Origin of the sequence: Nostoc favosum CHAB5714 (genome assembly GCF_020829495.1) — a bacterium.
GTDB classification, from domain to species: Bacteria; Cyanobacteriota; Cyanobacteriia; order Cyanobacteriales; family Nostocaceae; genus Nostoc; species Nostoc favosum.
Genome location: NZ_JAIVFQ010000138.1, coordinates 1 through 13422, shown reverse-complemented (window position 1 = coordinate 13422; position 13422 = coordinate 1). Strand labels below are relative to the sequence as shown.

At 39.9% G+C, this 13422-nt stretch carries 10 protein-coding genes and 4 pseudogenes; 8 read left to right on the top strand and 6 right to left on the bottom strand.

The window, feature by feature from the left end; genetic code table 11:
- The first annotated feature begins 287 nt into the window (after window positions 1–287).
- Window positions 288–752, top strand: coding sequence for an HARBI1 family protein (locus tag LC586_RS36780; RefSeq protein WP_438822960.1), 465 nt, complete (start codon window positions 288–290; stop codon window positions 750–752).
- A gap of 620 nt (window positions 753–1372) precedes the next feature.
- Here LC586_RS36780 and LC586_RS36775 read toward each other — a convergent pair.
- A pseudogene (locus tag LC586_RS36775) lies at window positions 1373–1627 on the bottom strand (S-layer homology domain-containing protein); the annotation flags it as partial.
- 832 nt (window positions 1628–2459) lie between these two features.
- Here LC586_RS36775 and LC586_RS36770 point away from each other — a divergent pair.
- The 6 genes from LC586_RS36770 to LC586_RS36750 all read left to right on the top strand — a co-directional run bounded on the left by LC586_RS36770 (window position 2460) and on the right by LC586_RS36750 (window position 8031).
- Window positions 2460–3743 carry a DUF389 domain-containing protein gene (locus LC586_RS36770; RefSeq protein WP_229490533.1) on the top strand — a complete coding sequence of 428 codons (1284 nt, stop codon included), beginning with the start codon at window positions 2460–2462 and terminating at the stop codon, window positions 3741–3743.
- Window positions 3744–3807: 64 nt separating this feature from the next.
- The gene (locus tag LC586_RS36765; RefSeq protein ID WP_229490532.1) at window positions 3808–4623 is read left to right on the top strand and encodes an ion transporter; all 816 of its coding nucleotides are present in this window, start codon (window positions 3808–3810) and stop codon (window positions 4621–4623) included.
- A 32-nt stretch (window positions 4624–4655) separates the two neighbouring features.
- Window positions 4656–4787 carry a hypothetical protein gene (locus LC586_RS40975; RefSeq protein WP_267921792.1) on the top strand — a complete coding sequence of 44 codons (132 nt, stop codon included), beginning with the start codon at window positions 4656–4658 and terminating at the stop codon, window positions 4785–4787.
- Window positions 4784–6133, top strand: a complete 1350-nt coding sequence (locus tag LC586_RS36760; RefSeq protein ID WP_229490530.1) for a DUF2254 domain-containing protein — start codon at window positions 4784–4786, stop codon at window positions 6131–6133. The genes LC586_RS40975 and LC586_RS36760 overlap by 4 nt, the downstream gene beginning before the upstream one ends.
- 44 nt (window positions 6134–6177) lie before the next feature.
- A complete protein-coding gene (locus LC586_RS36755) occupies window positions 6178–6777 on the top strand; it encodes a DUF2238 domain-containing protein (RefSeq protein ID WP_229490528.1) in 600 nt (199 codons plus the stop codon).
- Window positions 6778–6807: 30 nt separating this feature from the next.
- Window positions 6808–8031 (top strand): HhoA/HhoB/HtrA family serine endopeptidase, encoded by a 1224-nt coding sequence (locus LC586_RS36750; protein WP_438822959.1) that lies wholly within the window; start codon window positions 6808–6810, stop codon window positions 8029–8031.
- Window positions 8032–8063: 32 nt separating this feature from the next.
- Here LC586_RS36750 and LC586_RS36745 read toward each other — a convergent pair.
- A pseudogene (locus LC586_RS36745) lies at window positions 8064–8804 on the bottom strand (AI-2E family transporter); the annotation flags it as partial.
- 82 nt (window positions 8805–8886) lie between these two features.
- On the opposite strand from LC586_RS36745, the gene LC586_RS36740 reads away from it, so the two are divergent.
- Entirely contained in the window at window positions 8887–10296 is a 1410-nt protein-coding gene (locus LC586_RS36740) for a serine hydrolase domain-containing protein (RefSeq protein WP_229490524.1), read from the top strand.
- A gap of 14 nt (window positions 10297–10310) precedes the next feature.
- Here LC586_RS36740 and LC586_RS36735 read toward each other — a convergent pair whose 3' ends face one another.
- The 4 genes and pseudogenes from LC586_RS36735 to LC586_RS36720 form a co-directional block, all read right to left on the bottom strand.
- A complete protein-coding gene (locus LC586_RS36735) occupies window positions 10311–10640 on the bottom strand; it encodes a cation:proton antiporter domain-containing protein (RefSeq protein ID WP_229490522.1) in 330 nt (109 codons plus the stop codon).
- A 67-nt stretch (window positions 10641–10707) separates the two neighbouring features.
- Window positions 10708–11064: pseudogene (locus LC586_RS36730) on the bottom strand (cation:proton antiporter domain-containing protein); the annotation flags it as partial.
- 116 nt (window positions 11065–11180) lie between these two features.
- On the bottom strand, window positions 11181–12998 hold the full coding sequence (locus LC586_RS36725) for a response regulator (RefSeq protein ID WP_229490520.1): 1818 nt from the start codon (window positions 12996–12998) through the stop codon (window positions 11181–11183).
- A gap of 322 nt (window positions 12999–13320) precedes the next feature.
- Window positions 13321–13422: pseudogene (locus LC586_RS36720) on the bottom strand (IS1 family transposase); the annotation flags it as partial.

Genomic DNA, 13422 nt, shown 5'->3' with positions numbered 1-13422 from the left:
CTTTTGTTCTCCTAGTTAGTACAGTCAAGTATCTCAGTACATGGCTAAAACCTTGATTTATCGTCGAAGTTAACCCAAGTGAGAACAGCAAAATTATACCTTCTGGGGCTTTTAAAACATCCTCTAAAAGTGAAGCTCATATTACTTTTCATTATTGGAGAAAAATACTCCGAGATATCCTGCCATCCAGTTTACTAGAACAACTTGAGGATAAAGAAGGAGATTTAATGATTGTACAAGAAATATTGACGAATTTTAAACTCTTAGTAGATAGCCTATAACAGCCTATCAATAGACCATCTGACAACGAAAAGCAAAAAAAGTTTTATTCAGGAAAGAAAAAACAGCATACTTTAAAAAGTCAATTAGTAGGTCTGCCCGATGGCAAAGATATTATTGATGTAGAAGTAGGATTTCCTGGTCCAACATCAGACATCAATTTATTTAGAGGACAACAGAAAAAATTTGATGCCGAACAAGAATTTGAGGGAGATAAAGGATATCAAGGAGGTAAAAATATTACGACTCCTCATAAGAAAAAAAGAAACCAGCAATTAAACGAGCAACAAATAGCTGAAAATAAAATTCTGTCAAGCAAACGGATATTTATAGAACATTTAATCAGGCTTATGAGAATTTTCCAAATAACTTCACAAAAATTTAAGCTGAAATCGAATGTCTATAAAGAAATAATTTTAACAGTTTGTGGTTTAGTTAGACTACGAATTGGTACTTTAGTTTTAAGGAGCTAATTAAAATTAATAAAAATTAGCGATCGCCTTGAATGCATAACTTCATTTTTCGACTCTAAACTATCAGTAACGATATCAAACCCTAATTGTTACGTTTAAAGAGAATTTGCAAGGATTGGTCTCAAAGCCTTGTAAATATTGGCTTGCAAGTTTTAGGACGGGTCTAGTAGTTGCACTTGCTACTCACGTCAAATAGTGTAACTATCTTCCCTCAGTTACACCTATATTTGCAAAGGTGAGATGCTCCCGAACGAATCACACCTCAAATTATGATTCAAAGCACAATTAACATAAATGAATTCAAGAATTAAGTCTGCTGAAATCGACAAGATAAACTTGCGACCATAATCAATAGCTCATCTGGATCAAATAGCTTGGACAAATACATTTGAAAGCCTGTCAGTGGCCCCCGCCTTCGATCTTCTTCCTTATCCCTCTTCTAAGAAACAGAAATGTTTCTTTACATCCATTGGGAATGCGATTGCGAAGCGTGCCGCAGGCAATCGCTTTCCTCGGACGCTTTTGTCACTCTGGGGAAATAAAATTTGGGGCTAAATGATGAAACCTAGATTTAGTGGGAAGATTAACGATCGCAAGCTAATATAAACCTTCAAACAATTACGAATAATTGCTGCAAACTCATCTCGGTCTACTGGCTGTTCTGGTCGAAATGTACCATCAGGATATCCAGTTACAATATTTCTTGTAGCCAAACCTCGAATAAATGGCTGTGCCCAGTAATTAGGTTGAACATCACTAAAGGTAGTTATAAGGGAAGATTGAGCAGATGTTTCTAATGCTCCAACTGCAAGTACTGTTAAATTTAAAGTTAGTAAAGATACACCTGCTGACACTAACTTAGTTAACTGTGTCATGATCCATGCCCCTTATTTTTTCAATTATTCATTCTTTCTAATACTTCAATAGTTATTAACAAATAGTGGAGATTTAGTGGAGAAATTTATCCCACAGCTTGAAATACTACAAAAGACTGACTATGCTTATTACTTTAGGTATAGATAACGCAACAATGAAAATATTAAAAACGTCAATGTTTTAGTAACGGCTTATGTTAATAGAAAAATTTTAAATCTAAGTATTGAAGAAGAATTCAGAAGTCAGAATTCAGGAGTCAGAATGAAGACGCTCTCTACGAGACGCTAAAAGCGTAGCTTGCTTCTCTGTAAGAGTACGCGGACTCGCTCTAAGCGTAGCCATGCCGCAGGCTTTACGCTGCGCTATCAGTGGGGGATTCAGACCTGCCAGTGATTGTTCGCGCTTGCGTCTCGTAGAGAAGACCACTAAATATGCAGATTTAGTGGGGTCTTAAACCCCTGGATTCATCCACTCTTTCGTTCAAAATTCATTCTGTTAGCGGATAGCTAAGGTTTAGCCCATTCTGGCTCCAGAAGGACTGAATTCTATTTCGATAAAATCTAAAGCTTGCTTTTGAGAAGAAAAATATAGCGGAGTTCTCCACGGCTTTTCCACTATTTAGATTTAATCTAAGTCTCAAACGATAAATTAATGAAATTTTCCTTATATAACTTTTTTGCTACCTTAAGTAGCAATTATTTTACTATGTATCAATTTTATGAACAAAAATCAAGTGTTAATTGAGTATGAGATACATTTTTCAAAAAATCTTTCTATGGGTAGTAGAGTTGTTGTCTGAAAAAGCAAGATGGTTAGCGGCAGGAGGGTAAAATGCGTCAACTCATTATCCAAGTACCACGGGGAAATGGAAAAGCTGTCATCGATATTGCCAAATCTCATAACGGCATAAATCTGGCTCGATTTGAAGGAAATGCAGAAGAACCGATTGATGTAGTGATTATTCACCTTTCTAATCGAGAAGTTGGCAAAGTTCTGGAGAAGTTGCAAGACTTGCCCAAAGTACAAATTACGCTAATACCAACTGGTGTGATGACTCTGCAACCCCCTGCATCGGAAGCGCCACAACAAGTTGTAGATGTGGAAGAACGCAGTCCGATTGAGATTTTTCTTTCTGGTTTGCAAAGTGTTGGCTCTTGGCGAGGTTTTCTTGCTTATGCAGCACTGGCAGGCTTTGTAGTCTGGATTGGCTTGTATACTAATACAGCTTACTTGCTGGTGGCGGCAATGCTGATAGCACCGTTTGCAGGCCCAGCAATGAATACAGCGATCGCCCCATGCAGTAGCGATCGCAAACTCCTGGGGCGGAGTATTTTCCGATATTTTGCCGCTTTAGCAGTCACAATTGCCACTACTTGGCTACTTAGCCTGATATTACGGCAAGAAATTCCCACCAGTTTAATGGTAGAAAGTAGCCAGGTTTCAGCAGTAGCAGTGATTTTGCCATTGGCAGCCGGAGCCGCAGGGGCGCTCAACTTGGTGCAGTCAGAACGGAGTAGTTTAGTATCTGGGGCAGCAACGGGGATGTTAGTTGCCGCTTCCTTAGCTCCACCTGCGGGAATTGTGGGTATGGCAAGTGCAATTGGCAGATGGGACATGGTAATTTCGGAGCTATTCTTACTGTTTTTGCAACTATGCGGCATTAATTTTTCAGCATCCCTCTTGTTCCGAATATTCGGGCTGTCTGCTCAAGGAACTCGCTATCAGCGTGGTAAAAAACGGGTATTCGGTATTGCCTTAATGATAACTGTCATCGCATTGGCTCTTTTGCTGACTTGGCAGTTTTCTCATTCTCCCAATTTACAACGCTCTAGCCTTGCCCAACGTGCTAACGCCCAAGTTCAGAAAACTGTGGAACAAGTTGGTTTAGCAAAATTAGTCGAGTCGAATGTGCGCTTTACCCGATCCAATATTGAAGGTCAAGATACCCTGCTATCTGTTGTTTATGTGCAGCGTCAACCGGGAATTACAGCGTCTAGTGAAGAAATTCGCGATCGCCTCACCCAATCAATTCAAACTCAATTACTGAAACAGGACTTTAATGTGACATCTTTAGTTGATGTCAAAGTGCTAGAAACACCTGCTAGTAAACAATAAAACCAATTCTCTAAAATTCGACATTAAATTACGAATTACGAATTACGAATTACGAATTAATACTATGAGTAGTTCAAAGCTTTCAGAAAAACAAGCCCTAGAAAAAGAACGTAATGAAGTCTTGCAACAGTTGGAAGATTGGCTAGAAATTCCAATGCTGGTGCTGGGCTTTGTATGGCTAGCACTATTCATCATCGAGATCATCTGGGGGCTAAATCCTTTACTGGAAGCCTTTAGCATCACTATTTGGATTATTTTTATATTAGATTTTCTACTTAAACTAGCGATCGCTCCTCATAAACCTTCCTATATCAAAAGCAACTGGCTAACAGCTATTTCTTTAGTGTTACCAGCGCTGCGTACTTTTCGGATTATACGGGTGGTACGGATATTAAGAACAGCACGGGCTGTGCGAGGGCTACAACTGTTGCGAGTTATGACTCGTGCTAACCGAGGGATGCGGGTTTTAGCAGCAAGTATTAGCCGTCGAGGGTTTGGTTATGTTGTGGCGTTAACAATGATCGTTACTGTAGTAGGAGCAGCAGGGATGTATACATTTGAAAACGAAGTTCCTGTGGAATCAGGGCTGCACAGCTACAGCACTGCTTTTTGGTGGACAGCAATGCTAATGACAACGATGGGTTCTGACTATTCGCCCAAAACACCTGAAGGTCGGGTGCTTTGTTTTTTCTTAGCGTTATATGCATTTGCCGTGTTTGGCTACGTTACTGCGACTCTAGCAACATTTTTTATTGGTCGTGATGCCGATGATGACGAAGCAGAGTTAGCTGGAGCGAAATCGATTCAAATGCTTCACACAGAAATCGCAGCATTGCGAAGGGAAATTCAAGAATTATTGCATCAAAATTCTGAGCGTTGACGTTAGCAAAAATTAATTAGTGAGGAAACTTCATGAATGCAGAAATAGGTAAAGGTGAAGTACCGAAGCCTCGCCGCATCAGCGATTCACTTCTTTTACTTGCTCAAGCACGCTCCTCGCAAGATAACAACGGTAAAGTAGATTCTCAAACCAACGAACAATGAGAAATGTCAAGATCAGCAAACTGTGGGATCAGCTCCACTCAAGTTACTGGTTCATACCGGCAGTTATGGCAGTAGTAGCTACTGCTTTAGCTTTCATAATGCTTAATCTTGACCGTACAGGTAAGGTAGAAATTGATTATTGGTGGGTTTACACTGGTGGAGCAGATGGAGCGCGATCGCTCTTAGGATCGGTTGCAGGTTCGATGATTAGCGTTGCTGCTACAGCCTTTTCAATTACAATTGTGGCACTTCAGTTGGCTGCTTCTAATTTCGGGCCGCGACTTCTGCGTAATTTTATGCAGGATACAGGTAATCAAGTTGTACTAGGCACATTTCTTGGTACGTTCATCTACTGCTTGCTTGTACTGCGGACAATTCATGGAGAAGGAGATGGATACGAACAGTATGTGCCACAACTTTCAGTTACAGTCGGCACTTTCCTGGCAATTATTAGCATTAGTGTTTTGATTTATTTTATCCATCATGCTTCAACAATAATTCAGGCATCTCACGTAATCGAAAATGTTAGTGAGGATTTACATTCAGCAATTGAGCGGCTATTCCCTCAAAAAATTGGGCGTGGTGAACCAGAAGATAGCCTTGGAGTTGAAGAAATTCCAATATCTTTTGAGGAGGAAGCTTTACCAATTCGAGCGAATGGTACTGGTTATTTACAAGCAATTGATGACGAAGAATTGATGAAAATTGCTTGTAAACATAATTTGCTAGTACGCCTTAAGGTTAGACCGGGGAAATTTCTAATTCAAGGTAGCGATTTAGCATTGGTTTTTCCTGGAAAAAATGTAAATAAAAAACTTACCAAACAAATCAATGATGCTTTTATTTTGGACAAAGAACGTACAGAGCAACAGGATGTAGAGTTTCCAATTGATCAATTAGTAGAAATTGCTCTGCGTGCCATTTCCCCTGGAATAAATGATCCATTTACTGCAATTCGCTGTATTGACCGAATTAGCGCAGGGCTGTGCCACTTAGTTCAAAGAGATTTCCCTTCGCCCTACCGCTACGATAAAAATAACAAATTGCGCTTCATTGCCAAAGGAGTAGATTTTCAAGGATTGGTTGATCGTGCTTTTAACCAAATTCGGCAGTATGGAAAGTCGGATGCAGGAGTAACTATTCGTTTGTTAGAAGCTATAGCTGTAATTGCTACTTACACCAATAATTCTAAATATCAAGCAAGCCTGCGCCATCATGCTGACATGATTTTACAAGATAGCCGTGAAGGACTATCACAACAACAAGACCGCAAAGATGTAGAAGAGAGGTATTACCAGGTTATTAAAAATTTCAATAATGATGACACTAATAAGGATTGGGATTAACCAGAAAAATGGCGTTTTAAATTAATATTTTTGAGGTAATAATTATGAAAAGTCTGAATTGGAAAGGTTATCGAATTATCGCATGGATAGGACAGGCTCTACTAACAATTTTTGTCATAGCCGCAGCAGTTCAAGGTAAATGGTCAAATGCCTTGGGTCTTGCATTATTTCTTGTTGTATCCTTTGTGTTTGTCATCCGAGATGATAAATTACCCACTTTATTTGATTTTTTGTTTGTATTGGCTGCATTGCTTAATGCTACTGGTTGGGTATGGGATTTATTTGGTATGCCAGGCCCCTATGACGAAATTGTTCATGCTTATACGACTTATGCAATTACCCTAGCACTTAGTTTTTTAGTCTATGGTTCAATGTTGAATATATTTCGGAATCATACACTTTTGTATTTAGTGACAATTACTAGTTTTGGGATTGCTATTGGTGCTTTGTGGGAAGTCACGGAATGGTCTGCTGGTAAAATTCTCAGCACTAAAGTAATTGAAAGCTTGGATGACACCATTATTGATTTAGTTATGGACACTCTCGGCGCTGGATTAGCAGCTTTAATTAGTCTTTGGGCGCTGCGAGATTGGACAAGTCGTAATGCAGAGGCAAATCATTCGCAAACTGAGACATACATTTAAACTACATAATATTTAATACTTGAAATAAGTATGAAGACATCAAAAAATAATTTTTTGACTCGGAAACTAACAACTCATCTGCTGCTACCTTTTATCGGAATAACGACAGGATTTTTGAGTAGCTGTTCAACAGATTTTTCTGGAAAAGTTCGTCCTTCAATTCTTCCTTCTCCGACAGTTAAGGAGACACAGAATCAAAGTTCGCGCCCTCTAACACCAACTGCTGAGGACAACAATTTTGTGGTTGAAGTTGTCGAAAAAGTAGAACCAGCTGTAGTTCAAATTAATACTTCCCGAACTATCAGAACCCAAGTGCCACAATTGCCAGATACATTAAATGACCCATTTTTTCGGCGCTTTTTTGGTGAAACTGTACCAACACAGCCTCAAGAACGAGTAGTGCGAGGTCTAGGCTCTGGTTTTGTTATCGACCCCAATGGGCGAATTCTCACCAATGCTCACGTTGTCAACGATGCGGATACAGTAACGGTATCATTTTCTGACGGTCTTACTGTTGAAGGCAAAGTGCTGGGGAAAGACTCTGTAAGTGATGTCGCAGTTGTGCAAATTCCTGGTAATAACTTACCAGCAGTAGAAATAGCAAATCCTGATTCTGCAAAACCAGGACAATGGGCGATTGCGATCGGTAATCCTTTAGGTTTACAACAAACGGTAACAGTAGGTGTTATTAGTGCGATCAATCGCTCCTTAAATCTTTCCACCAGACCTAGTAGTTATATTCAAACCGACGCAGCAATTAACCCCGGAAATTCAGGCGGGCCACTCTTAAATGCTCGCGGTCAAGTCATAGGCGTTAACACTGCAATTATTCAAGGTGCTGAAGGTATCGGCTTTGCTATTCCTATAGATACAGCTCAACGAATTGCCCAGCAATTAATTACTCAAGGCAAAGTTGAATATCCTTACTTAGGTCTTCAGATGCTGACACTAACACCCCAAGTGAAGCAAAGAATCAACAATTATCCAAACAGTAACGTTCGCATTTTAGCAGACCAAGGAATTCTGATTGTTCGCGTTATTCCTAATTCTCCTGCTGCCAGAATCGGATTGCGCCCAGGAGATGTTATTCAAACAATCAACAATCAACCCGTTACCACATCTGAAGGAGTTCAGCAGATTCTCGAAAAGAATGGCTTAAATAACTTACAAATCCAAGTCCTACGCAATGCACAAAACTTACAATTCACAGTACAACCTGAACCACTGCCATCCCCAAATAATATCCAGTCATAAGTTTGTCAGGTAGGTAATACCTACCTGACTTTTCAAATTTTTTCAACAGATGATTCAGACTTGCCATTTACCACAGCTAATACTTCTTGTTCTTGATTATCTTTTTTATTTTCTTGCCAGTTGTTGAGTACATCCTCGACTAAAACTTCTTTTATCCATGTTTGAAACACAATTACTAATGGAACAGCGAGAAATACACCCAAAAATCCGAAAAAGCTGCCAAAAAACACCACTGCTACCAAAGTAACTGCTGGTAGTAGAGATGCTTGGCTTTTCATCACTAAAGGCACTATAACTAGGCTTTCAACCTGCTGAATTCCAAAGTACAAAGCTATAACAGCGGCGATTTTCCAAGGTTCTTCATTTAATGCTAGCAGTGCAGGCGGAATCACACTCAAGGTTGGTCCAACATTTGGGATAAATTCTAATAATCCTGCCAAAATAGCATTAACTAATGGCAATGGTATTCCCAAAATCAACAGTCCAACATAGCTCAATGTAGCAATGACCAGCATAGTTAGGAGCGTGCCTTTTATCCAGCCAGTCAACGAGACTGCACACTTATTTAGAATGTCATCAACTCGCCGACGATAAAAGGCAGGAAATAGCATTATAAATCCCTGCCGATAGGGCGAGGGATTGGCTAATAACATGATGGTAAGAGCTACAAAAAGCAGCAAACCTAAAATAATAGAAAGGGAGCTACTGACCAAGCTAAAAAAGTTATTTATTAACCGATTTAACCAATCTTGTAAACCTTGAGTCAGATACCTAGGTACTACTAAACGCCGAATCGGTCTTGCAGCTCGTACCGCAGCAGAAATAAAGCCATTGGGAGATTACTTGGCTGAGTATATGCCACCCGTTGTCTGGCAGCCCGGTAAACTCTACAGCTACTCCAGTCATAGTACAGCTTTATTAGGATATTTGGTAGAAAAAGTTTCCGGTATCCCCTTTATTGAATACATTGATAAAAATATTTTGCAGCCATTAGAGATGGGCCGCAGTACCTTTCTCCAGCCACCCCCGCCGCCTTTAGCTGATGATTTGGCTGTGGGTTATCAGTATCAAAATGGTAAGTTCAAAGCTGTTCCATATCTATATTTAAATATCGCTCCAGCTGCGTCTATGAGTACAACAGCTACAGATATGGCTAATTTTATGATTGCCCATCTACAATACGGTCGCTACGAAAATTCCCGCATTTTGGAAGAAGATACTGTGCGACTAATGCACGAACAGCACTTCACCCATCATCCTAAATTGCCGGGTACTGGTTATGGTTTTCGTGAACGTTTAGAAAACAATATTCGGATGATTGGACATTTGGGAAGTTTACTGGGTTATTCTAGCTCTCTTACTTTAATGCCTGAGCAAAATATTGGCATTTTTATTGCCACTAATAGCTTTAGTGGGGTGGCTGGCAAATTCCTAACTCAGTTTCTAGACCGCTATTTTCCTGTTACCAATAAATCCACACCTATTAAACCTTTTGCTCTTACCGAGGAGCAACTTAATCGCTTGACTGGTACTTACCGAGATTTGGAGTATCCCCGCGACACCTTTGCTAAGGTAACTGCACCGTTTAAACATATTAATATCAAAAAAGGCGAAAATGGGACTTTAACGATTAGTACCCCTGATTTGTTCTTTTTGGGAAATATTCCAAAGTATACGTTAGTTCCTGTGGAACCACTGTTATTTAAGCGAGTTGAGGATGATGCGTTTACTGCGTTTGGGGAAGACAGCAGTGGGAATATTGCATTTGCTTTTAATCCACTATGGCCTAAGATTGGAGCTTATGAACGGATATCGTGGTATGAAACTATTTGGGTACAGTTAGGAATTATTGGCTTTTGTGCAATTGTTTTTCTGTCAGCCTTTATTGTTGGGTTGATACGCCCTCTAGTACGTCGCTTAAGAGGGAAACCTTTTATAGTTGAGCAGAAGTTTAGCAGGTCTTGGGTAATAGCTGGTATTGTTGGTACTCTTAATTTATTGTTTTTGATTGGCTTGCCTTTGTCGTTGTGGCTTATAGATGTATGGAAACTTGTGTATGGTGTACCTGGCATTGTAGTGGCATTACTTTGCCTACCATTGATAACTACCGTTCTAGCACTTGTACTAACTTTGTTTACTGGATTAGCTTGGGTAAATAATAGCTGGTTTTTTATTAAGCGATTACATTACTCTTTGATTACTCTAGCTGGATTGATTTTTATTCCCTTGTTATCTTACTGGAATTTATTAGGGTTTAAATTTTGATTCAGTATCAAAGATTACCTCTTATGCTTTGCGTAGAGTTTAGCCAAGGGTACAGCAGTGCAACCGTGGACGAGGATTGAAGCACAAATAACTAAACTACCTATAATCCAGGGTTCTTCCACACCCGCCTGACGCAGTGAAAGGAAAGCATAGAAGAGCGCCGCTACACCAATAGGGCCGAACCAACCTAAAAACAGGGCATCCTGCATCCCTCGCAGACGACCAAGAAGGGGACACAGTAACAGTACTGCTGGTAGTCGGCGTAGCAACAAAATCGCTACCGCCAACAGCAGACCCTTCCAACCTAACTCGAACCATTGCTGCCAGGGTAGATATAAACCCATCGGCAACTTTTCCTGTAACAACGGAAGTAGAAACGACCGGATCGGTAGGAGCAATCACAGCCCCAACCAGCATGGCTACCCAAAAGGATAGACCTAACAGCAGATATACCAGCAGTCCACTAATCAACCACATCAAGGGCATCAACAATCCTAGCAACACGGACAGGATGCGCCAATGTTTGAATGGGTAAGCCTTTGGTAGCCGTAACCCCACTCCCATCACTTGGATAGCGATCGCTAATCTTGCCCCCTGCTCTAAAATCATCTCTGGCTTACCCCAGTGAGCGAGATCAATTAAGCCAAACACAGATGGACTCAATAACACCCCAACTACCAAAGCTATGAGAGGGTCTGAAAGAAACAACCGCTCTTTGAGCCAGCCAGACAACAGCCCTAGTCCTAGCACTAGCCCACCAAGGGTCATTATGGCTATATTTATCTCACTTGAGGTTAACTGGCTCATAGTTTTATTCCTTTAGTGACTCAACAATTCTTTTAAGCTGATAATCTAGAGTAGAGAAATTAAATACAAAAACTTATTTAGCAGCTGTAGGCATTCTTAATTAGTTGACTTCGCTCCAGACGGTTCAAAATATGGGTGATTAGTTTTGAATATACGATAGGCTTGCCCACACAATCATCAGCACCGATCGCAAATATTTGCTCAACAATATCTGCTGATAAATTATCAACCAGAAACATTACTGGCACGAATTTCCAGTACGGATCGTTACGTACTACCTGACAAAGTTCAATGCCATTAATATGAGGCATTTCCACATCTAAAATTAGTAAATCTGGAGAAAATTCTGTCAGAGTATCCCAGAAGCCTTCTGGGTCTTCAAGAGTTTTTAGAGTAAGTCCCAATGGTTCTAAGGATTGTTGTATAACAGTTAATGTCTGTGGGTCATCGTCTACAACCATTACTCTGGATTCGTTAATACGAGTTTGTTGTAATATTTGACTCACTGACTCCAAAATTTGGCTAGGAGGCATGGATTTTTGCAAAAAAGCACGACCGCCAGATCGTGCAACCTCTAGGCGATCGCTAAAATTATTTCGCTCTGTAAAAATTAACACAGGTATTTGTGGTGTTCGCTGGGATAATTCTGTTATTAATTTCAAGCTATCTTTCACCACACTATCAAGATCAAGTAGCACCACATCGGGGTTTAAAGATGGGATTATACTTCTGGCGGCGGCGATATTAGTAGCAATCTTAACTTGTAGTTCCTGATTCTCAGCCTCCTTTATCAATTCCTCAACCACTTGTTGATCATTACTAATTATTAATAGTAGATTTTGGGTTTGTTCAACTGGAGTTTTTTCTAGCTCTCGTTGCAACTCCATCAAGAGCTTATCTAAATAAAAACATTTAGCTTGGCTAATAGATTTTTGATTTTGAAGTAAATCTTCAATCTCATTAGCTAATAGCGAGCCTTTTGGAAAGCCAAAGCTACCCAAGGAACCAGCTAGCTTGTGAGCTTCTTGCTCTGCTTTTTGCCGCACTTGAGCGTCAAGTGTACCTTTTCTTAAAGCATCAGCTGCTAGTTTCAATACTGCAATGCGCGAACCAACCTTAGCTTTGAAATTTTCCCGCTCTTGAGCAATGGCTGTTAGTAGAATTTGCTGCTGCTTTAAATCTATTTCCGGCTTAGGTTTCGGGCAACTTTGCTCATGATATAGAGCTTTTAAACGATAACCCATTCCATAGACAGTTTCTATAAAATCATAGTTAGCACCTGCTGCTTTTAGCTTTTGCCGTAAACTTTTGATATGAGATTTAATCGTATTTTCTTCAGGTGGATCTTTTTCAGCATTCCAAAGTTGATCTACAATGGCACTCCGGCTAAAGATGCGCTGGTTGTTGCGTAAAAAAAGGTCTAAAAGGCTAAATTCTTTTGCTGTTAAATTTAGAGAAATGTCTGCATAAGTCACTTCACAAGTACTAGGATCAAGACGCAAGGCTCCCCATTCCAAAACTGGAGGTAAAGAAGTATTTCCCCGACGTAATAAAGCACGAATACGAGCTGATAACTCTTGAAAATCAAATGGTTTGACTACATAATCATCTGCTCCGGCATCTAAACCGATAACTTTATCAGTTTTAGTCTCTTTTGCCGTTAAAAGAAGAATTAGCATTTGATAACCTGACTGCCGTAATTGCCGGCAAAGACTTATGCCATCTAGCTTTGGCAGAACAATATCTAACAAAATCAGGTCATAGTTACAGACATTAACCAATTCCCAACCGGCTTCACCATCAGCAGCAATATCAACCACATAATTTTGTTTGGTAAGATATCTTGCTACAGCTTGAGCAAGCAAATCATCGTCTTCAACCAACAGAATTCTCATGAAAATGTTTGCTTGTAGAAGTAACCCTGAGCGCTGTAATCAAATTTATATAACTTAGGTTATGCCCTTTTCAGTTTTATATGGCATCTATCAAAGGCAAGGTTTAAGCAACAATTCGCTCCGTCTAACCTATCTTGATAAAACTTTGTACTTGGGGCTGTTACAAGTCAGGACAGTAGAAAACCTGGTAGTAATGTAGCATTAATAGAGCGATACTGATACAGACTAGAGCGAAAACATGACGAACTTGCGATAGTTGAGCAGTTATTCACCTCAAGAGTTAAGTAAACCGAATTAAGGCGTTGCATAAATGCGGGATGAATCAGTTAAGGACGGGTATTTCTCTATACTTGAAATAGTGAAGTAACAAGCGAATTGAGTATTTAAGCATATCTACTGATTTGGAATAGCATAATGTTTTTCG

Bases quoted from the DNA above. Each gene is read 5' to 3' on its own strand.
- LC586_RS36735 (WP_229490522.1), bottom strand. From the start codon at position 10,640: ATGGGTTTATATCTACCCTGGCAGCAATGGTTCGAGTTAGGTTGGAAG.
- LC586_RS40975 (WP_267921792.1), top strand. From the start codon at position 4,656: ATGAATGCAGAAATAGGTAAAGGTGAAGTACCGAAGCCTCGCCGCATC.
- LC586_RS36755 (WP_229490528.1), top strand. From the start codon at position 6,178: ATGAAAAGTCTGAATTGGAAAGGTTATCGAATTATCGCATGGATAGGA.
- LC586_RS36770 (WP_229490533.1), top strand. From the start codon at position 2,460: ATGCGTCAACTCATTATCCAAGTACCACGGGGAAATGGAAAAGCTGTC.
- LC586_RS36760 (WP_229490530.1), top strand. From the start codon at position 4,784: ATGAGAAATGTCAAGATCAGCAAACTGTGGGATCAGCTCCACTCAAGT.
- LC586_RS36765 (WP_229490532.1), top strand. From the start codon at position 3,808: ATGAGTAGTTCAAAGCTTTCAGAAAAACAAGCCCTAGAAAAAGAACGT.
- LC586_RS36740 (WP_229490524.1), top strand. From the start codon at position 8,887: ATGCCACCCGTTGTCTGGCAGCCCGGTAAACTCTACAGCTACTCCAGT.
- LC586_RS36725 (WP_229490520.1), bottom strand. From the start codon at position 12,998: ATGAGAATTCTGTTGGTTGAAGACGATGATTTGCTTGCTCAAGCTGTA.
- LC586_RS36750 (WP_438822959.1), top strand. From the start codon at position 6,808: ATGAAGACATCAAAAAATAATTTTTTGACTCGGAAACTAACAACTCAT.